The organism is Fervidobacterium nodosum Rt17-B1 (assembly GCF_000017545.1).
Taxonomy (GTDB): Bacteria; Thermotogota; Thermotogae; order Thermotogales; family Fervidobacteriaceae; genus Fervidobacterium; species Fervidobacterium nodosum.
The window spans coordinates 389,929-410,351 of record NC_009718.1 but is presented as its reverse complement, the minus strand read 5'-3'; the positions used below and the strand labels follow the sequence as shown (position 1 = coordinate 410,351).

Genomic DNA, 20,423 nt, shown 5'->3' with positions numbered 1-20,423 from the left:
ATACGTTGTCTAAATGTATAGAAAGATGGGAAAAAACTAAAAATATGTACAAAAACCTAATTTTTACTACATTAAAAATAACTTAACACAATTGTATTTGGATATTATAAATTAAAGAGCTAATAATTTAACAAAAAAGTGATAAAATTATTCCAGAGAACCCCCTATCCCCCTTGAGATACACCCCCCACGGCTTTATGCGGGCAGAAAAAGCCCGCTTTTTTTATTACTTTCCAACACAAAAATTTGAAAAGATATTGTCCAGCAAGTCCTCTGTAAAATTTCTACCCATTAGTTCATCTAATTGTTCTAAACCATTTCTTATATCAATTGATATTATATCTAGTGGCATATTTTTTTTCAGAGAATTTATGGCTTTTATAATATTGTATTCGACGCGTTTAAGATATTCTAATTGCCTTTTCGATGTGACATGAGATAATTCGCCATCTTCTACTAAAACTTTAACAGATTCAAGTATCTTTTCTTCAAGCTCTCTCATTCCTCTACCAGTTTCAGCACTTATCACTACACTATTTCTCAAGAATACTATGTCTTTGTCTACTTTCTCAGCTATATCAATTTTATTCCAAACAGGTATGAAATTACAATCTTTGATTAAATTGTATATATATTCATCTTCATTAGTAAAACCTGTTGTCGCGTCCAGCAAAAACAAAATGACATCTGATTTTTTTGCTTCATTTAGAGCTTTTTCAATACCTATTTTCTCCACTTTATCTTCGGTCATTCTTATACCAGCGGTATCTGATATGATAAAATGGACGCCTTTTATCTTCAATTCACCTTTTATAACATCACGTGTTGTACCTGGTATGTCCGTTACTATGGCACGATCTTCAACTAACAATCTGTTTAATAAAGTACTTTTACCGACGTTAGGTTTTCCGACTATTGCCATAGTTACACCAGTTGAAATATGTAAACCTTTATCGGCATGCTTAATCTTTTCTTTCAAAAAAGATTGAACATTTATAAGATCGTTAAGTATCTCTTCTTTGGGAACGTCTATGTCATCACCATAATCAATTGAAACTTCAATCTTTGACAAAACGTTTATTAAGCTGGAGCGTAAATACTCAATTTCATTTGAAAGTTTACCTTTCAGATTATCAAGAGCGAGTTTAAGACTCTTTTCGCTCTTTGCTTCAATTATTTGGAGTATAGATTCTGCTTTGATTAAATCAATTTTACCATTAAGAAATGCTCTTCTAGTAAATTCACCGTTTTCTGCAAGTCTTGCGCCAAGTTTTAATAGTGTATCTATAATTTTATTTGTCACAAGTATTCCACCGTGACAATATATCTCTACCATGTCTTCTCCTGTGTAACTTCTTGGAGATTTAAAATAAACGAACATTATCTCATCTATAATTTCACCATTTTCATCGTAAAAATATCCATGATTAATTCTTCTTTCTTCCAATGTTTTTATGTTTATTTTTTTATTTTTTATTGTTTTTTCAGTTAATTCCAGACTTTTATTGCCACTTATTCTAATTATTGCTATAGCTCCGATTCCTGGTGGTGTTGAAAGTGCAACTATAGTATCTCTGTTCAAATTATCACCTCTCAAAATATTCATTAAACAATTCTTATCTTAGATTATATCATAATTTTCCACGATAAAAAAGATGGTCCTAGGTTAAGATTATTTTCCCAGGACCATCATTAAATCCATAAAAATTACTTAAACCATTGCGCAATTTGCTGCATTTTCAATGAAATTTCCTTGAGTTTAATAGAGCTACTAGACAAATCGCTAAATAATTTTGTCAAACTTTCAAATTCATTATTGAACTTTATAAGTTCTTGGGAAGATTTTACCACAGATTGAGATATTTCATTCATAATACTTTCTATACTTCTAAATGCTTCTGTGTTTTGGCTAATCTGACCGCCTAATTGAGCACTCAAAGAACCAATATTTTGGATTTTTTCTATTATTGTGTAATAATTTGTCGAAAATTCGTTCTTTGCCTCATTGAGTTTTTTAAATTTATCCTGAGAGCTCACATAAAGTTCATCTAATTCTTTCAAATCATTTGTATACGTATCCACAATATTGACAAAACAATAAGACGAGTTCTAATTGACATTTTCCGTCACCCTTTTTGTTCTTACTTTTACTTATATTCGTTTAACAACTTCCGAAAGTATCTTTGCTATCATTTTCCCGGTTCTATTAGCTACTTCAAGAACTTCTTCAGCTGTTAATGGTTTTAAATCATCAGGCACAGCTCTATCTGTAATTGCCGAAATTGCTAAAACTTTTGTGCCAGAGTGGGCTGCTGCGATAACTTCAGGAACTGTTGACATTCCAACTGCATCTGCGCCCATCCATCTAAGCATTCTTAATTCTGCTGGAGTTTCAAAGTTAGGTCCAGCAACTGCAACGTAAACTCCCTCATAAACAGGTATATCAAGTTCTTTCGCAACTTGCTTTGCAATTTCTCTGAGTGATTTATCGTAAGCGTTTGACATATCTGGGAATCTTGGTCCCCATTCTTCGATATTTGGACCAATAAGAGGATTATCTCCCATCATATTTATATGGTCAGAAATAATCATAGGTCTTCCAACTTCAAAGTCTGGATTCAAACCACCCGCAGCGTTTGTAAGGAAAAGGTATTTAACTCCCAATTGTTGCATGACTCGAACCCCGAACGTTACATCTCTCATATGATAACCTTCGTAATAATGGAATCTTCCATTCATTAGAACTACGTTTTTACCATTCAACTTTCCAAAAATTAACTCTCCTTTATGACCAGGGGCTGTTGAAATAGGAGATTCTGGTATGTCTTTGTAAGAGACTCTAACAGGGTTTTCAACACTTTCAGCGATAACATGTAAGCCTGAACCAAGAACAATACAAACTTCTGGCAATTCTGAAATCTTGTTTTTAATGTAATCAGCTGCTTTTTTTACTCTTTCAACGTAAAGCTTGACATCTTCATTAACCATACATCCTGCCTCCTTTGTTTGTTTTAAGATTTGATGAAAAGTTCTTATTGCGTATCAATTATATGATATACCTTACATATTTTCTTAAGAATATACTTATAAAAATTGTTCCAACAAGAAGTAACGTAGATATAGCATTTATAACAGGGGAAATACCAAATCTAACCATGGAAAAGATTTGTAATGGTAATGTCGTTGAACCTGGCCCGGCGACAAAGAATGTTATGACGAAATCATCTATAGATAAAGTAAAAGCCATAAAGAATGCAGCTACAATACCAGGTAGTGCTATGGGTATTATAACTTTTCTGAGCGCGACAAAACTTGTTGCACCAAGATCGTAGGCAGCTTCTATAACGCTTTTATCAAAATCTTCTAATCTTGTCAAAATAATCATCATAGTGTAAGGAATCGAAAACGTCACGTGAGCTAAAAATATTGTGAATAAACTAAGCTGAAGCTTTATTGCGCTGAAAAATACTAAAAGTGAGACACCAATTATAATATCAGGTATGACAAATGGTATATAAGTGGTTGTCCAAAGAATTTTTTTGAATTTTTTCGAACCGAGATACATCGATATAGCTCCAAGCGTACCGATGATGGAAGAAATTAAACTCGCTGAAATTCCTACTATTAGCGAATTGAAAAAAGTCCTCCAAATATGTCTAGAAGATGTGAATAATTGGTAGTACCATTTTAAACTAAATCCAGTCCATTCTGGAGATTTGGAAGAGTTGAATGAGAAAATAACTAATATAAATATCGGAATATAGAAGAAAAGCAATATTAAAATAAGAACTAACCTAGCAAAATTACCTGGTTTCACGTTTTTCGCCTCCATACATGAAGAAAAGCACAGCAATTATAGTTATTACTAAAAGTATAGAGGATATCGCAGCAGCGGCTGGCCAATTTTTGGCAGTTGTTAATTGCCTTGCTATTTCATTACCAATCATTCTGGAATCTTTGCCTCCAACCAATTCTGGTACAGCGTAAGTCCCAAGTGAAGGTATAAAAACAAAGACAAAAGCAGATACTGTACCTTGCTTTATATTAGGCAATAAAACTTTGAAAAACACTTGTCTTTTTGTACAGCCAAGATCCATAGCTGCCTCAAAAATCTGTTTATCGAGCCTTTCTATTGAAGAATAAAGTGGAAGTATAGCAAAAGGAAGATAAGTGTAAACAAGAACAAGTATTACTGCGAAATTATTGTACATGAATTTTATAGGCGTTGAAATAAAGCCAATTTTTAAAAGGGTTTGGTTAATCAATCCGTTATTTCCTAATATAAATATCCATGCGTATATCCTTATAAGTGAATTTGTCCAAAATGGTATTATAACCAAAAGTAATAGAAAATTTTTCAATTTGCTGTAAGCTATGTAATAAGCAACTGGTACTGCTAAGATAATCGAAACAGCAGAAGATATAAGAGAAATCCCAACAGTTCTAAAGAATACTGTTAAATAATTAACATTCAATATATCTTTATAACCTTGAAGTGAGAATCTATGAACAATACCACCTTGAAAATCCCTTGTGTAAAAACTGTAAGCGAGTATTACAAAGACAGGTATTACAAAAAACAAAACAAGCCACATAAAATAAAAATATCCATATTGCTGAAATTTTTTTAAAGTCCTGCTTGTTTTCAATCTTCTTCTACCTCCACTATGAAACTGTCATCCGGATTCCAATATAAAAACACTTCATCTTTCCATTGAATTATCTTTTCATCTAAAAGGTAGCTTACATGTTGTTTGTAAACTCTTAGTATAAAGCCATTGTCAGTTTTAACAAAGTATTTTGTTTGGTATCCCATGTATATCGTTTCATCTACAATTCCGTGGATAACATTCGTAAAGGAATCTTCCGACAACGTTGGTTTAGTGTGGGTTATCCTTATCTTTTCTGGTCTTAAAGTAACGAGTACGGAATCTCCTTCTTTTACCGGTTTATCTCTATAGCAAATTATTTCACCAAGTGATGGAAATTCTATTAGCACGTAATTCTCTGAGATTATATTTTTTACAATACCTTTCATAAGATTACTTTCACCTATAAACATCGCTACAAATGGATCAGCTGGGCTTTCATAAATTTCATATGGTGTGCCGTATTGAACAATGACACCGTTATTCATTACAGCCACATGATCTGAAACACTTATTGCTTCTGATTGATCATGAGTTACGTATATAAAAGTGATGCCAACTTTGTCGTGCAGATTATCAAGTTCGATAAGTAGTTCTTGTCTTAATTTGGCATCAAGTGCACTAACTGGTTCATCTAACAGCAAAACTTTTGGTTCGTTAGCCAAAGCTCTAGCCAACGAAACTCTTTGCTTTTGGCCTCCGGAAAGTTGAGATGGTTTCTTTTTAGCATGTTCTTCAAGTCTTACAAGGTTTAAAAGCCATTCCACTCTTTGCTTTATCTCATTTTCGCTAAGTTTTTTTAATCTTAAAGAAAAGGCAATGTTTTCGTATACATTCAAATGGGGAAATAATGCATAGCTTTGGAATATCGTATTCACAGGTCTCAAATTTGGTGGAATATCGACTATACTCTTACCATCGAGAAGTACATCACCACTATCAACATCCTCAAAACCGGCGATTATTCTCAAAAGCGTCGTTTTACCACATCCTGATGGACCAAGGAGGGAAAAGAATTCGTTCTCCTTTATCTCAAGATTTATATTCTTTAAAACGTGAAAATCATCGTAAAACTTCTCAACTCCAGATATGGTAACACTACTTCCAGGCAATTTTAGTCACTCCCTAAAAGAATTTAAATCAATGCCTCAATAAAAACTTACAATCCAAACATGTAGAGCATAACTAAAAAGAATATTACAATAAAAACTATTGAAGTAGTTAAAAAAGCGTAAGATAAGGAAAAAGATGCAAGCAAATGAAAAACCAATGAAAGGACAAAGAAAATATTAGAATATCTCATTTTCAATGGAAGTATTTTAATTCCTATGTACACAAGAAGCAAAAAACCAACGATTATGAGTAATGCCTTCAGGGTAAACACCTCCGTGATTGTAAATTTATACTAATCACAAAAATAATCATAGAACTATATTTAAAAACTTTAATCTAATTTTGTTTGGCATAACTTCTAAACCAGATATAGAAGCATTATCTAAAGAAAAATTCAAATGGTGCGGAGGAAAAACGTTTAAAACCTTACTTATTAACATTCTTAAGGCAATTGCGTGCGAAACAATTATAACATTTTTATCATGAAATTGAATCTTTTTTTCTTCCAAAAATTCATACATTCTTTTCTGCACACTTTTAAGAGATTCCACGTTATCTATTTTAGAATCTAAATTATTTTGCCATTCGATAAATTCTTTATAATGAATTTTCAAAACATCTTTTATATTTTTCCCGTTCCAAAGAACGATTTCGCACTCTCTCAGCCTTTCATCAACAAGTATATTCTCAGTATCGTAACCTATCTTCAACGCTATCTCTTGGGCAGTTTGAATGGCTCTTTTCATGGGACTAGAATAAATAATGTCTATTTTAATATCGTTCATTTTAAAAAAATGACCTATTTTTCTCGCCTGCTCAATACCTTTCTTTGAAAGGTCAGTATCAACTACACCTTGCCAAAGTTGCTTCTCATTCCATTCAGTTACCGCATGTCTGATTAAGTATATCACTTATTTTTTGCTCCTTTCTAAATCCTTGTTTATAACAATTTTCATAGAAAAATTTTTGAAATTCTGATGATAATTCTTCCAATTTCCTTATTTTCATAACCTTATCTCTAAAATCACGGGCTCCTAGCATATTTTTTGTGTATCCTGCAACAAATTTTCTAAATACAACTGCACCGTAGTCTTTGTATTCATCGTATAAATATTCCAAATGTTTTAGAATAGTACATAATCTTTGCTCACAATTTGGTTCGCCTATTTCACTGAATATCCAAGGGTTACCGATACTTCCTCTTGCAACTATAACACCTGTTGCCCCGCTTTGTTCCATTGCATTTTTTATATCTTCTTTCGTATAAATATCACCACTTATATACAAAGGTACAAAGCCAGGATTATAAATTTTCCAAGTTGCCTTTCCTGAGTACATTTGTTTTGCCGTTCTTCCGTGAACAAATACTGCATCCACATTTTCTTCAAGTAAGATATTGTATATCTTCTCAAATTCGTCTTTTTCCCAACCTATACGGGTTTTCACGGTAAATCTTTTTAGGACCGAACGCATAGCCCTGACAACTTTTCTAAATTCTCCAAGATCTTTTAACAGTGCGCTTCCTGCACCTTTTTTTATCACTTTACTAACAGGACATCCGGCATTCAAATCTACCCATAGCCCTTTCTCTTGAACTATAGCCGCCGCTTCAGATAATTCTGCGTAATCTGAACCAAATAACTGTACACCAACTCTATCTTTTTCGTCTTGTCTTGGAAAGTAAATTTCATTTATTTTAACATTAATAATTACACTCTTAGCACTTATCATCTCAGTGAAGGCAAAGTACGCGCCATGTTGTAAGCACAATTTTCTAAACGGATAATCTGTTACACCAGCCATCGGCGCTAAGCCTATATTACCAGGTAAAAAATTAGCCTTACTCATTCCAATTTCCTCCATGACTTTTATGATGCATTAGATATGTGTTTGTCACATCTTCTAATATTTCGCCGTCCACAAATCCTATTATACTTTTCCCTTCAACAATGCGTTTTCTTATATCCGACGATGAAATTTCGATAAGTGGAAAATCTCTAAGCTCAATAACATTTGAATAAAGATTTCCGAGAATTTGTTGCCCTCTTTTATATAAGCTCCCATCTCGTGTTCGCGGATAAATAGCAAAAGTGGTGATATTCAGCAATTCTTCGTATTTGTACCACTTTTCTATGTTTCCAAGAGCATCTTCTCCGACTAAGATTATTGTATTTGAGTAATATTTTCTGAAGTACTCAACATTTTTAATAGCGTAATTTACACCAAAAATATGTTTTTCAAGGTCCCACAAAAATATTTGATTTTTCTTATAAGTATCAAAACATTTAAACGATTTCATCACCCACTCAAATCTTTTGTCAAAATCAATATCCACCACTTTATGTGGAGGGGTCTTTGTCGGAATTATGTAAAAATCTGCATTGAAATAGTCAAGAGCGTAAGAAAGTATCACTGTATGTCCTATATGTGGGGGATTAAAAGATCCACCAAAAATGACACATGTGTCACTCTTTGAAAATGAAGTCAACTCCTTCAACCCATACAGTATCTCCATCTTTCGCACCAGCTTTCTTCAACTTTTCATCAAGTCCGTTTTTCTGAAGAATGTCAAGCACATCCTCCAACATAAACTTGGCTTCCATTTTGTACTTTTCCAAGTAACTCTTTATATATTCACTTTCCACTATAAATTCGCCTTTGTCGTTCTTTAATATTTTAATGTCAACTCTATCCGGAAGAACAAGTCTTACAGGACTTGGTTTTTCAAATTCGATTTTCGTTATATCTATAGTTCCAACGTACATCTTCTTACTCTCTTTTATTATATCCCACATTGCGTATTTTAACTCATTTATTCCTTGACCAGTCACTGCAGAAATTAACAATATACCTTCACCAATTTCTTTTAAAAACCTATCTTTCACAGCATTTATTTCCTCTGGTGTGAGTAAATCTGATTTATTTCCCACGATTAATTCTCTCTTTTTTGCCAAATCTTTACTGAAGAATTCTAACTCTTTTCTTATATCAAAATAATCTTGAATAGGATCTCTTCCTTCACTTCCAGATACGTCGATTACATGTACGATAACACTACACCTTTCAACATGTTTTAAAAATACATTTCCCAGACCTTTACCTTCACTGGCACCTTTTATTAATCCAGGTATATCTGCAACTACAAAAGAAGTTTCCGGTGTACCATTTATAGAAACAACTCCTAAGTTTGGAACAAGTGTGGTAAATGGATAATTTGCAATTTTCGGTCTAGCATTGCTTATTTTAGATATAATAGAACTTTTACCCACATTCGGGTATCCTATTAATCCTACATCTGCTAGTAACTTCAATTCCAACTGAATATGCTTCTCTTCACCTTTTGCACCTTGTTCAGCAAATTTTGGCGCTTGGTTTGTTGAAGATTTAAAATGTGTATTTCCACGTCCACCTTTTCCACCACGTGCAACACAACAGTACTTTCCAGGTTCATCAAGATCTGCAATTATCTCCCCTGTATCATAATCTTTAACGATTGTTCCAACTGGTACTCTCAAAACTAGATCTGCACCGTTTTTACCATTTTGCTTTCTACTTCTACCATTTTGAGCGTTTTCGGCAAAGTATTTTTTCTTTTCAGTTAAGTGATACAAAGTAGATAATGTTGTGTCAGCAACTAAGAAAACGTAACCACCATCCCCACCATCTCCACCATCTGGACCACCAAATGGTATGTACTTTTCTCTTCTAAATGTAACTGCTCCATTGCCACCGTCACCTGCTTTAACGTATATATCCACCACATCTATAAATTCTATCCTTTCCATAATTCCAACTCCTTTTTTCAAAAATACGGGGACCCTCAAACTTAGGGTCCCCTGCACCTTCTTTTTCATAGACTTTACTACCTTTGGAGCCAGCGGAGGGACTCGAACCCTCAACCTGCGCATTACGAATGCGTCGCTCTACCGATTGAGCTACGCTGGCATAAGGAAAAAAATAATACAAGGTATATTTAAAAAAACTGGTGGCGGCGAAGGGACTCGAACCCTTAACCTGCGCATTACGAATGCGTCGCTCTACCGATTGAGCTACGCTGGCATAAGGAAAAAAATAATACAAGGTATATTTAAAAAAACTGGTGGCGGCGAAGGGACTCGAACCCTTGACACGATGATTATGAATCATCTGCTCTAGCCACTGAGCTACGCCGCCACTCCTAAACGCGATAATGATTTTATCATACTTGTTTTGAACTGTCAAGAATTAAATTTTCCTAAATTTTGTATATACTTTTACACATTTTTTGTGATATAATAATAAGCTCTAACGAAATCAAAAAATTAGAGGGAGGTCAAAAGTTATGAGTTTTAAAAGGTTTTCCTTTACTATTTTTTTAGCCTTTTTTATACTTACTTTATTAGTAACAGTCGGTTTTGCTGAAGAACTCAAGATATTTTATGGTAATTTACACTCACATACTTCATTTTCGGATGGAAAAGGTACTCCCGAAGAGGCTTATAGTTATGCAGAAAAATATGGTGATTTTCTAGCCGTAACTGATCACTGTTATTTTTTGAAAATACCGGTTGACGGTCAGAAGAAGACAGTAATCACTCAACAGGCCGCACGAAATGCAACAGAACCAGGAAAATTCGTTGGTCTTCAAGGATTTGAATGGACAGCAGGTTCTGGTCACATCAACGTTTTTGAAACTATCGATTTTATAAGCAGGGATGAGAAAGGCGATTTAAAAGATTTTTACGAATGGATTGTAAAGTCCAAAAAACTTGCTCAGTTTAATCATCCGGGTATGACTTTTGGAAACTTTCAGAATTTTTGGTTTGTTCCAGAAGCTGATAAATATGTAAATTTAGTAGAAATTGGAAATGGAAACAGTACGAGCAATGATACAATATCCGAAGAAATGTACAGTAACTTTATACTTGCACTAAACCGAGGTTGGCATGTAAGCCCAACGGCAAATCAGGACAATCACAAGCAAAATTGGATAGGAGCTAACGATTCACGAACAGGTGTATTAGCTAAATCCTTGACATACGATGATATAATGGATGCGCTTTGGAATAGAAGAACTTTCGCAAGTGAAGATAAAAACTTTAAATTATATTTCTTTGGAAACAATGCAGTTATGGGAAGTATATTATATGATTCAACAAAAGTTACATTAAATATAAAATACGAAGATAAAAATGATCCTGTTGAAAAGCTTTCGATAGTAACACAATCAAAAATTTTTGAAGTTAATGAAGTAGTTGGCAAGGATTCATTTGAAATCACAAAAACTTTTGATGTATCAGATGGTTACGAATGGTATTTTGTTTATATACGTCAAAAAGATGGAAACGAAATTGTTTCAGCACCAATTTGGGTTGAGTCATCTGAACCTGTTAAAGCTAACTACGTAAGAATTGGACCCGAAAAACCAAGATACGGTCAGCAAGTTATAGTTAACTTTGATTTATACAATCAAAGTGAATCAGATGCTTCTGGGGAATTGAATATATATTTAAATGGCAATTTAATTTCATCCGAAAAAGTAAATCTCAAACCTTACGAGATCATTTACGATAAATCAATATCTCTAAACAATATTCCTATAGGTAATAACAAAATAGAATTTTACTTTAATAACAAGAATATACAATCTTCCTACTTTGAAGTACTTGAAGACTCAGGAGTAACAGTCCTAATTGATAGATTACATGAAAACGATATAAGTGAGAATTTAAAGAAATTTCTGAGAGATTTAGAGAATGAAGGTAATCAAGTTACCTATTCTGAAACTGTACTTGCTGGATACGAGAACGTAAACACAGTTTTAATTTCTACTCCAAAGCTGGATGGATTAAGTTTCTTCAAGGATTTAACACCAGAAGAAGTAGAATGGCTTAACGAATTCAAAGGTGATGTGTACCTTATACGTGGTAGCGATGATGAATACTTTGAAATGTACAAATCTCTCCTGAAAAACGCCATAGTGATTGAAAGTATAGATGAGTTATACAAAATTTTCAATATAAACAAATCAAGTGAGGCTGAAAAGAAAAGTTTAAGTAAAACAGTTTTCATCGATCAAGGTCATTCAAACGATTATTACAAAGATAAGCTTACGCTTCTTGAAAAATATTTAAGAAGTATAGATTACAAAGTTGAGTACATAAACAAAATTGAAAAATTAGATGGAAGTTATCTTGTCATCATGAACGGCAAAGGTTACACCGATGAAGAAATTAAAAATATCGCCGATTTTTTAAAAATGGGCGGAACTCTTATAATTACTTCAAAAAGCGATTACCAAAATGGTGGAAATACGGAAGATTTGAATACGCTTTTAGATTATATCAATTCACCTGTTAGATTTAACGACGATCAAGTAATAGATGAAATCAACAATTACGGCGCAAATTTCAAAGTAATCGCTAATAACATTAGGTTTTATTCAGCTTGTTCATTAATTTTGTACGGTAAAGCTGATATATTAATATCATCTGATACTGCAAAAAGTATAGATTCTGATGGGAAAAACGATGCCGAAACTGTTGATAAGGTAATTCTCGCTGCTTCATTTAATTTTGTCAATGGTAAGGTAATTCTTTTGGGAAAGGCTATATTCTCTGACTATGATTTCACATTAAACGAAGATTTTATAAAGAATTATTTATTTAAATAACTGTACAATTATGCGTTTACATAATTAACTTAGCTTTGTATTTATGTATTCATGCGGAGAATAAATACCCCGCTTTATTTTTTCATTAGATATGGTATAATTAAAATGAAGTTTTGGAGGTGAGCATATGTTTGATAGATTTTCTGAACGATCTGCAAAGGTATTTGTAACCGCGCAAGAAGAAGCGAAAGATTTAGGTCATTCTTACGTTGGAACCGAGCACTTGTTGCTTGCAATTTTGAAATTGAATGATAAACCATTATCAACTATTCTTGAAAGATATGGTTTAACATACGCGCGTGTTAAAAATGAGGTAATATCTATTGTTGGACTTGGAATGCGCGGTTTTATAATGTCTCCTCAAATGACACCAAGGGCAAGGAAGGTTACAGAAATAGCTTTTGAAGAAGCTCGGATCTCAGGGAGTGATAAAATAGATCCGGAACATTTGCTTTTGGGAATTTTACGCGAAGGAGAGGGCATAGCGATACACATACTAAAGAAATTGAATGTAAATGTACAAGCTTTTAGAAAAGAAATTGCAGACAACATAAATTCGGAAGAGGATTATTACGAAGAAACACAGCCTTTACCTTCGATCGAAGAGCCTGTTTCTTCACCTGCAGTTAGACAATTGGAAGGATTTGGTGTTGATCTCACCGCACAAGCAATGAAGGGTGAACTTGATCCTGTAATTGGTAGGGAAAATGAAATAGAAAGGTTAATGCAAATACTTGTAAGAAGAAAGAAAAATAACCCAGTGTTGATAGGCGAACCTGGTGTTGGAAAAAGTGCTATAGTTGAAGGACTTGCACAAAAAATCGTATCAGGCGAAGTACCTGAACCATTGAAAGGAAAGACTATCTTTTCATTGGATGTCGCAGCGATAGTTGCAGGTACAAAATATCGTGGTGAATTTGAAAAAAGAATGAAAAAGCTACTCCAAGTTGTTAAAGGCAATAAGGACATAATACTATTCATAGACGAACTTCATATGATTGTTGGTGCTGGCTCTGCCGAAGGAGCTGTAGATGCTGCCAATATCCTTAAACCTGCACTCGCACGTGGCGAATTACATTGTATTGGTGCAACCACACCAGATGAGTACAGAAAATACATAGAAAAAGACGCTGCACTCGAGAGAAGATTCCAAAAAATATACGTTCAGGAACCAACACCACAAATGGCTCTCGACATACTTAAAGGTCTTAAAGCTAAATATGAATCTCATCACAAAGTAAAATATACAGACAAAGCACTTGAGGCAGCTGTTTACCTTTCACAAAGATACATAACAGATCATTTCTTACCAGATAAAGCTATAGACGTAATAGATGAGGCTGGTTCAAGGGCAAGACTAAAATTGTTTGTTATGCCAAGTGAATTGCAACTACTCAAACTTCAGATTGAATCTGTGAAAAGAGAGAAAGAAGAGGCTGTAAATAATCAAGATTACGAAAAAGCCGCTGAGTTAAAAGCCAAAGAACAGGAATTAAGAGAAAAATTCAATGAAGATTATAACAAATGGAAAAGAGAAATAGAATCTGTGATAGCCATTGTTGATACACCAGACATCGAAGAAGTTGTTGCCGGATGGACAGGTATACCGCTGCAAAAACTCGAAGAAACTGAAAGAGAAAAACTACTTAAACTTGAAGAAGCGTTACATGAAAGGGTTGTTGGGCAAGATGAAGCAATTAACGCTATATCAAGAGCAATAAGAAGGGCGCGGAGTGGCTTAAAAGATCCAAGAAGACCTGTTGGCGTATTTTTATTCCTCGGACCAACCGGAGTTGGTAAAACTGAGCTTGCAAAAGCATTAGCTGAATACTTATTCGGCGATGAAAAGGCTTTGATAAGATTTGATATGAGCGAGTATATGGAAAAATTCTCTGTCTCAAGGCTTATCGGTGCACCTCCTGGATACGTCGGATACGAAGAAGGTGGAACTTTAACGGAAAAAGTGAGAAGAAGACCATTCTCTGTCATATTATTTGACGAAATTGAGAAAGCACATCCAGATGTTTTTAACCTGCTATTACAGATTATGGATGATGGTAGACTTACAGACTCACAAGGTCATGTGGTTGATTTCAGAAACACGATAATAATCATGACAAGTAATATTGGCGGCGCAGAGATCGTTACTTCTAGAAAGAATCTTGGATTCGTTGATAATGAATCTCACGAAAGAGAATTTAACGAGATGAAAAACAAAGTCATAGAAGAAGTTAAAAGAGTATTCAAACCAGAATTTATTAACCGTATCGATGAATTAATAGTATTCCATAAACTCACAAAAGAACACATTGAGCAGATAATCGACATATTACTTAAAGATATAAGAGCAAGGCTTGCTGAAAGAAAAATTACGCTTACACTTTCTCAAGAAGCAAAGGATTTCTTAGTAAGTATGGGCTACGATTCCGTTTATGGCGCGAGACCTTTAAAAAGAACAATTCAAAAATACATAGAAGACCCACTTTCAGAAGAGTTGTTGCGTGGCGAAATAAATGACGATAGCGAAGTCTATATAGTACCAGAAGATAACAAATTAGTTTTCATCAAACAAAAAAATGAGGTGCAAAAAGTTTAACTCATATAAGGAGTAAACCATGGCAAAGGCAAAAACAATATACGTCTGTGACAAATGCGGTTACGAATCTCCAAAATGGTTCGGAAAGTGCCCAGTTTGTGGTGAATGGAATAGTGCCAAGGAATTCAGTTTAAAAGACCATTCTGAAACAAAATCAATAAGGGCAAACGAAGCGGGGATGGAAGCACCTCATCCTCGCTTTTTTGATATAAATTCTGCAACAAAACTTTTAGAAGAAGAACGTATAAAAACCGGTATAAATTCTATTGATGAACTTTTGTCTGGAGGGCTTATAAAGGGGCAAGTAATATTACTTGGTGGAGAGCCTGGGGTTGGAAAAAGCACTATCGCACTTCAAATATGTGATTCGATAGCTCGAAATTCTAATAATGACAAGAGAATTTATTACATATCTGGTGAAGAAAGTGTTGGACAAGTTGGATTACGTGCAAAACGTTTGGGAATAAATAATGAAAAATTGTTAATTTCTTCGGAAACGCAAATCGAAGATATTTTAAACGAGATCGATCCAAACAAAGCTCAACTCATCGTTGTAGATTCAATACAAACACTGTGCAGTGTTGATATTGATTCCCCAGTAGGTGGTATCGTACAAATAAAAGCTGTAGTTGAGAAAGTTAGAATTTTCTCTAAGAAATATGGTATACCTTCTATTTTGATAGCGCATGTGACAAAAGAAGGTACGATTGCGGGTCCTAAACTAGTTGAACACGTCGTAGACACTGTAATTTATTTTGAAGGCGAAAGAACAACGGATTATAGAATACTAAGGGTTCAGAAAAACAGATATGGTCCAAGCGGAGAAATAACCGTTTTTCAAATGACAAGTAATGGCTTGCAAGGTCTCTCTGAAGATACATTTTTAACCTACTCTAACACACCTGGCAATATTTTCACAAGTATATACGAAGGCACCAGACCTTTTAATGTGCAGATTCAAGCTTTGGTTTCAAGAGTAAAAATGACATCTGGTAGAAGGATATCACACGGGGTGGATGTCAGGAAAGTTATAATAATCTCGGCCGTATTGTCAAAACATCTGAACTTACCACTAGATTTTCATGATATATACATGAACGTCTCTGGCGGTGTAAATATAACAGATCCTGGTTGCGAACTTGCTATCGCTGGTGCAATCTTATCATCATTTTTAGATGCTTATATAGGAAACGTGTTCATGGCAGGCGAGATAGGACTTGATGGAAGTATTAGACCTGCCGTAAATATACAAAAAAGAGTTGAAAACGCTAAAAAACTCCCTATAGATTTAATTGTAATACCAAAAGCGAGTATAAAAAACACAAACGTTAAATCTACACAAAATATAAAGATTGAAACAGTTGATAATATAAGGCAATTGTTTAATTTAATATTAGATCTTAAGAAAGGGGATTAAAGCATGGAAAAGATAAAAATATTGGTAGATAGTACTTCCGATTTCCCTAAAGAGCAAATGAAAGAATGGGATGTTGATATTGTGCCTTTGTATGTTAATTGGCCTGATGGTACAAGTGAAAAAGACGATACGAGAGATTTTGAAGAGCTGAAAAGATTTTACGAGAAACTGAAGTCCGCTCCGGAACTTCCTAAAAGTTCACAACCATCGGTAGAAGACTGGAAACAAAAGTATAACGAGTTAAAAGAACAAGGTTACGATGGTGTTTTGGTAATAACGATTTCAACAGCTATGTCTGGAACGTTTAACAGCGCATCTCTTGCGGCAAAAGAAGTTGATATACCTGTGAGAGTAGTAGACTCAAAAATGGCTTCCACAGCTATATCACCAATGGCAAGATATGCAAGAGAATTAATTAATTTAGGTGTCGACTTAGAAACAGTAGCACAAGAATTAGAAAAAAAGATTGCTGCAAAAGGTTTCGGCGCATTTTTCTATGTTCAAGATTTCAATTTCCTTGTCAAGGGTGGAAGAGTAAGCAAATTTGCAGGATTTGTTGGCTCATTACTAAAAATCAGGGTTGGGATATACATAAATGAAGAAGGGAACATGGTTCCATTTACAAAGACACGAGGTTTCAAAGCTATCGTTGATGAATTAATCAAAAAAGCGGAGAGTGAAGGTTTTACAAAAGATAGTGTTGTTGACCTTTACATGGTAAGTTGCGATAATATGGAAGAATTGAAAGAAATAGAAAAGATTCTTAGAGAACATTATAGAGTCAACAATGTGTACTATACACCTACTGGAAAAGTTATTTCAACACACGTGGGACCTGGACAAGCCGGATTTGGGATTGAAAAGTATTAATCATTTTTCTGATTATTTCGATTGTATAGTGCTTTTATATAGTGCTTTGGGAGGGATTTCTGTGTCTGATAATCAATTCAATACCCTTGAAGAGTTCAAAAAATTCCGCGAAAAAATGAATGAAGAAATACTTAAAAGAGGAACAACTAACACAAAACGCTTTTGGGCACTTGATAGCGCAGTATACAAAGAGGGTGCAATTGATAGCAAAACAAAAGAATTAATGGGACTTGTTGCTTCTATGGTATTAAGATGTGACGATTGTATAACTTACCATATGATAAGATGCGCAGAACTTGGCACAAGTGATGAAGAATTTTTCGAAGTATTTGATGTGGCACTTATAGTCGGTGGGTCAATAGTTATACCACACTTAAGAAGGGCTGTAAACACATTGTTAGAAATCCGGAGGATGCAATTGAATGGCGAGAGTATTTCTATTTGATGGTACAGGATTATTGTACAGAGCATATTTTGCAATAGACCAATCATTAACAACTACATCTGGCGTTCCTACAAACGCCCTCTATGGTCTTTCAAGAATGCTTGTAAAATTTTTGAAAGAACATGTGATTATAAATGAAGATTATTGTGCTTTCATGTTAGATGTTAAAGGTGGAAGCACATATCGTAAAGAACTTTATGCTGATTACAAAGCGCATAGACCAGAAACCCCAGAGCCATTGTTAAAACAAATATCTTTAGCTGATGAACTAATCGAAGGCTTTGGAATAAAGCTAATAAAAGTCCCTGGTTATGAAGCTGACGATGTCATAGCAACTCTCGCAAAGAAATTTGAGAAAGAAAAGCAAAAGTATAACATTTCGGAAATCAATATAATCACAAGCGACAAAGATATGCTCCAGCTAGTTAACGAAAACATATTCGTATGGCGTGTTGAAAAAGGTGTTACAGACTTAAAGAAGTACACAAACAATGAAATTATAGAAAAGTATGGCATAACTTCTGAACAAATAAAAGATTATTTGGCTTTAGTTGGTGATGTATCAGATAATATACCTGGCGTTAGTGGCATAGGTGAGAAAACGGCTGCAAAAATCCTTAACGAATTTGGAAGCGTTGAAAATGCATTGAAGAATATCTCAAAATTACCTGAAAAAATAAGGAATGCTATCGAAAATAACATAGAAGACTTTGAATTGAGCAGAAAGTTGGTAGAATTAAATACAAACGTCGAAATAAAAATAGATATCGAAGAGTTACTTTATAAAGGTTACGATCAAAAAAAGCTTTTGAATGTGCTCAAAAAATTTGAATTTTCAAGTGTAATAAAGGAACTTAATCTTTCAGCAGAGCTTACTAATAAGGTTGAATATAAAGTTATTGAAAACGAACGAGCGCTTAGTGACTTACTTGAAACAATAATGAAATCAAAAAAAATTGCATTAGATTTGGAAACTACATCACTTGATCCATTCGAAGGAAAAATTGTAGGTATTTCTATAGCCGTTGATGAGGGCAAAGCTTTCTACATACCAATTGCGCACGTTGGAGCTAAGAATATACCTATAGAATCTGTTAAAAAATTTCTAAGAGATTTATTTAACAGTGGTAAAACTGTTGGCGGTCACAACATAAAATTTGATCTTAAGTTCATCTCAAGATTGGGAATTGAGCCACAAATACCATCTTTTGACAGTATGATTGAAGCATATCTGCTTAATCCAAATGAGAAAAAATTTAACCTTGATGAATTATCATTAAAATTGCTCGGACACAAAATGATTTCATATGAAGATTTAGTCAAAGACACAATTCCACTCTTCGCAGGAGATTTTTCTTATATTCCTGTAGACACGGCAGTTAAATATTCTTGTGAAGATGCAGATATGTCTCTTAGGATACATAATTTGCTCCATCCTTTGATTTATTCAAATGAAATGAATGAATTATATGAAAAGATAGAATTACCTATGATTTTAGTCCTTGCAAATTTGGAACTAAATGGTGTCTATTTTGATATACAGTATCTAAACAATTTATCACAAGAAATGGACAAAAAACTTTTAGCACTTTCGAATCGAATCTTTGAAATCACAGGTGAGGCATTTAACCTAAATTCTCCAAAACAACTTGGATACATACTATTTGAAAAATTAAAGTTACCAAGTGTAAAATCCACATCAACCGGTGCGTATTCAACGGATGTCGAAGTACTTGAATATCTTGCCAACGAATACGAAATTGCAAAGCTTATTCTTGAATACAGAAAGATACAAAAGTTAAAGAGTACTTACGTTGACGCAATTCCGAATATGGTCAACAAAAATACAAAACGAGTCCATGCTTCTTTTAATCAAACAGGTACGGCAACCGGTAGATTGAGCAGCTCTGACCCCAATTTACAAAATTTACCTGGAAGAAGCGATGAAGGAAAAGAAATCCGAATGGCTGTGAAACCACAAAAAGACGGTTGGTATATATTAGGAGCTGATTATTCACAAATAGAACTACGTGTACTTGCGCATATAACCGAGGATCCAAATTTAATCAATGCATTCAAAGAAAACAAAGATATCCACCTTGAAACTGCTAAAAAATTATTCGGTGTCAGTGAAGAATTCATAACTGAAAACATGAGAAGGATAGGCAAAATGGTCAATTTTGCGATTGTATATGGTGTTTCACCTTATGGACTTGCAAAAAGAACAGGATTGGACGTAAAAGATACGAAAAAAATGATAGAGGCTTACCTTGATTACTATAAAAATGTTCAAGAATACATGGCTAATATAAAGGAATTCGCAAAGAAAAATGGATATGTAAGAACTATGTTTGGAAGAAAAAGAGATATACCACAAATTAACTCAAAAGACCAAAATATAAGAGCAGAAGGTGAACGAATAGCTATTAATACTCCTATCCAAGGCAGTGCTGCCGACATAATGAAAATTGCGATGATAAGGATATATGAACGACTAAAAGACGAAAAATTGCAAAGTATGATGATACTTCAAGTGCATGATGAACTTGTCTTTGAAGTACCAGAAAACGAGGTTGAATATGTTAAAAAACTTGTTAAAGAAGAAATGGAAAATGCAGTGAAACTAAGAGTTCCATTACTTGTAGATATTTACGTGGAGAAGTATATGCTTTAAAGAGTAA

At 34.1% G+C, this 20,423-nt stretch carries 16 protein-coding genes and 2 tRNA genes; 6 read left to right on the top strand and 12 right to left on the bottom strand.

All coding sequences use genetic code 11. From position 1 onward, the window contains the following. Nucleotides 1–226 precede the first annotated feature (226 nt). The 12 genes from mnmE to FNOD_RS01880 all read right to left on the bottom strand — a co-directional run bounded on the left by mnmE (nt 227) and on the right by FNOD_RS01880 (nt 9,935). On the bottom strand, nt 227–1,606 hold the full coding sequence (gene mnmE, locus FNOD_RS01940; protein ID WP_011993560.1) for a tRNA uridine-5-carboxymethylaminomethyl(34) synthesis GTPase MnmE: 1,380 nt from the start codon (nt 1,604–1,606) through the stop codon (nt 227–229). A 101-nt stretch (nt 1,607–1,707) separates the two neighbouring features. After that, nucleotides 1,708–2,082 carry a hypothetical protein gene (locus FNOD_RS01935; protein WP_011993559.1) on the bottom strand — a complete coding sequence of 125 codons (375 nt, stop codon included), beginning with the start codon at nt 2,080–2,082 and terminating at the stop codon, nt 1,708–1,710. A gap of 69 nt (nt 2,083–2,151) precedes the next feature. After that, nucleotides 2,152–2,988, bottom strand: coding sequence for a purine-nucleoside phosphorylase (locus FNOD_RS01930; protein WP_011993558.1), 837 nt, complete (start codon nt 2,986–2,988; stop codon nt 2,152–2,154). Nucleotides 2,989–3,046: 58 nt separating this feature from the next. Then, nucleotides 3,047–3,817, bottom strand: a complete 771-nt coding sequence (locus FNOD_RS01925) for an ABC transporter permease (RefSeq protein WP_041256793.1) — start codon at nt 3,815–3,817, stop codon at nt 3,047–3,049. Beyond that, nucleotides 3,804–4,649, bottom strand: coding sequence for an ABC transporter permease (locus FNOD_RS01920; protein WP_011993556.1), 846 nt, complete (start codon nt 4,647–4,649; stop codon nt 3,804–3,806). Before FNOD_RS01920 ends, FNOD_RS01925 begins: the two co-directional genes overlap by 14 nt. Continuing rightward, on the bottom strand, nt 4,646–5,761 hold the full coding sequence (locus tag FNOD_RS01915) for an ABC transporter ATP-binding protein (protein ID WP_011993555.1): 1,116 nt from the start codon (nt 5,759–5,761) through the stop codon (nt 4,646–4,648). Before FNOD_RS01915 ends, FNOD_RS01920 begins: the two co-directional genes overlap by 4 nt. 309 nt (nt 5,762–6,070) lie before the next feature. Next, a complete protein-coding gene (locus FNOD_RS01910) occupies nt 6,071–6,673 on the bottom strand; it encodes a histidine phosphatase family protein (protein WP_011993554.1) in 603 nt (200 codons plus the stop codon). Beyond that, a complete protein-coding gene (locus FNOD_RS01905) occupies nt 6,642–7,610 on the bottom strand; it encodes a tRNA dihydrouridine synthase (RefSeq protein WP_011993553.1) in 969 nt (322 codons plus the stop codon). The genes FNOD_RS01910 and FNOD_RS01905 overlap by 32 nt, the downstream gene beginning before the upstream one ends. After that, a complete protein-coding gene (locus tag FNOD_RS01900; protein WP_238374600.1) occupies nt 7,603–8,277 on the bottom strand; it encodes a nicotinate-nicotinamide nucleotide adenylyltransferase in 675 nt (224 codons plus the stop codon). Before FNOD_RS01900 ends, FNOD_RS01905 begins: the two co-directional genes overlap by 8 nt. Then, nucleotides 8,228–9,547 (bottom strand): GTPase ObgE, encoded by a 1,320-nt coding sequence (gene obgE, locus FNOD_RS01895; protein WP_011993551.1) that lies wholly within the window; start codon nt 9,545–9,547, stop codon nt 8,228–8,230. Before obgE ends, FNOD_RS01900 begins: the two co-directional genes overlap by 50 nt. 84 nt (nt 9,548–9,631) lie before the next feature. Beyond that, a tRNA-Thr gene (locus FNOD_RS01890) sits at nt 9,632–9,707 on the bottom strand. A gap of 152 nt (nt 9,708–9,859) precedes the next feature. Continuing rightward, nucleotides 9,860–9,935: transfer RNA gene (locus tag FNOD_RS01880), tRNA-Met, on the bottom strand. A 148-nt stretch (nt 9,936–10,083) separates the two neighbouring features. Here FNOD_RS01880 and FNOD_RS01875 point away from each other — a divergent pair. The 6 genes from FNOD_RS01875 (at nt 10,084) to polA (ending at nt 20,416) form a co-directional block, all read left to right on the top strand. Beyond that, nucleotides 10,084–12,414 carry a CehA/McbA family metallohydrolase gene (locus FNOD_RS01875; RefSeq protein ID WP_011993550.1) on the top strand — a complete coding sequence of 777 codons (2,331 nt, stop codon included), beginning with the start codon at nt 10,084–10,086 and terminating at the stop codon, nt 12,412–12,414. 127 nt (nt 12,415–12,541) lie between these two features. Next, nucleotides 12,542–15,010, top strand: coding sequence for an ATP-dependent Clp protease ATP-binding subunit (locus FNOD_RS01870; protein WP_011993549.1), 2,469 nt, complete (start codon nt 12,542–12,544; stop codon nt 15,008–15,010). 19 nt (nt 15,011–15,029) lie between these two features. Beyond that, entirely contained in the window at nt 15,030–16,427 is a 1,398-nt protein-coding gene (gene radA / locus FNOD_RS01865) for a DNA repair protein RadA (protein ID WP_011993548.1), read from the top strand. Nucleotides 16,428–16,430: 3 nt separating this feature from the next. Then, nucleotides 16,431–17,297 (top strand): DegV family protein, encoded by an 867-nt coding sequence (locus FNOD_RS01860; protein ID WP_011993547.1) that lies wholly within the window; start codon nt 16,431–16,433, stop codon nt 17,295–17,297. A gap of 115 nt (nt 17,298–17,412) precedes the next feature. Then, entirely contained in the window at nt 17,413–17,742 is a 330-nt protein-coding gene (locus FNOD_RS01855; protein ID WP_041257060.1) for a carboxymuconolactone decarboxylase family protein, read from the top strand. Beyond that, nucleotides 17,720–20,416 (top strand): DNA polymerase I, encoded by a 2,697-nt coding sequence (polA, locus tag FNOD_RS01850; protein ID WP_011993545.1) that lies wholly within the window; start codon nt 17,720–17,722, stop codon nt 20,414–20,416. The genes FNOD_RS01855 and polA overlap by 23 nt, the downstream gene beginning before the upstream one ends. Nucleotides 20,417–20,423: the final 7 nt, after the last annotated feature.

What these genes read in the sequence shown, in the direction of transcription:
- mnmE (WP_011993560.1), bottom strand. Translation starts at nt 1,606, where the DNA reads ATGAATATTTTGAGAGGTGATAATTTGAACAGAGATACTATAGTTGCA.
- FNOD_RS01930 (WP_011993558.1), bottom strand. Translation starts at nt 2,988, where the DNA reads ATGGTTAATGAAGATGTCAAGCTTTACGTTGAAAGAGTAAAAAAAGCA.
- FNOD_RS01905 (WP_011993553.1), bottom strand. Translation starts at nt 7,610, where the DNA reads ATGAGTAAGGCTAATTTTTTACCTGGTAATATAGGCTTAGCGCCGATG.
- FNOD_RS01900 (WP_238374600.1), bottom strand. Translation starts at nt 8,277, where the DNA reads ATGGAGATACTGTATGGGTTGAAGGAGTTGACTTCATTTTCAAAGAGT.
- obgE (WP_011993551.1), bottom strand. Translation starts at nt 9,547, where the DNA reads ATGGAAAGGATAGAATTTATAGATGTGGTGGATATATACGTTAAAGCA.
- FNOD_RS01875 (WP_011993550.1), top strand. Translation starts at nt 10,084, where the DNA reads ATGAGTTTTAAAAGGTTTTCCTTTACTATTTTTTTAGCCTTTTTTATA.
- FNOD_RS01870 (WP_011993549.1), top strand. Translation starts at nt 12,542, where the DNA reads ATGTTTGATAGATTTTCTGAACGATCTGCAAAGGTATTTGTAACCGCG.
- radA (WP_011993548.1), top strand. Translation starts at nt 15,030, where the DNA reads ATGGCAAAGGCAAAAACAATATACGTCTGTGACAAATGCGGTTACGAA.
- FNOD_RS01860 (WP_011993547.1), top strand. Translation starts at nt 16,431, where the DNA reads ATGGAAAAGATAAAAATATTGGTAGATAGTACTTCCGATTTCCCTAAA.
- FNOD_RS01855 (WP_041257060.1), top strand. Translation starts at nt 17,413, where the DNA reads ATGAATGAAGAAATACTTAAAAGAGGAACAACTAACACAAAACGCTTT.
- polA (WP_011993545.1), top strand. Translation starts at nt 17,720, where the DNA reads ATGGCGAGAGTATTTCTATTTGATGGTACAGGATTATTGTACAGAGCA.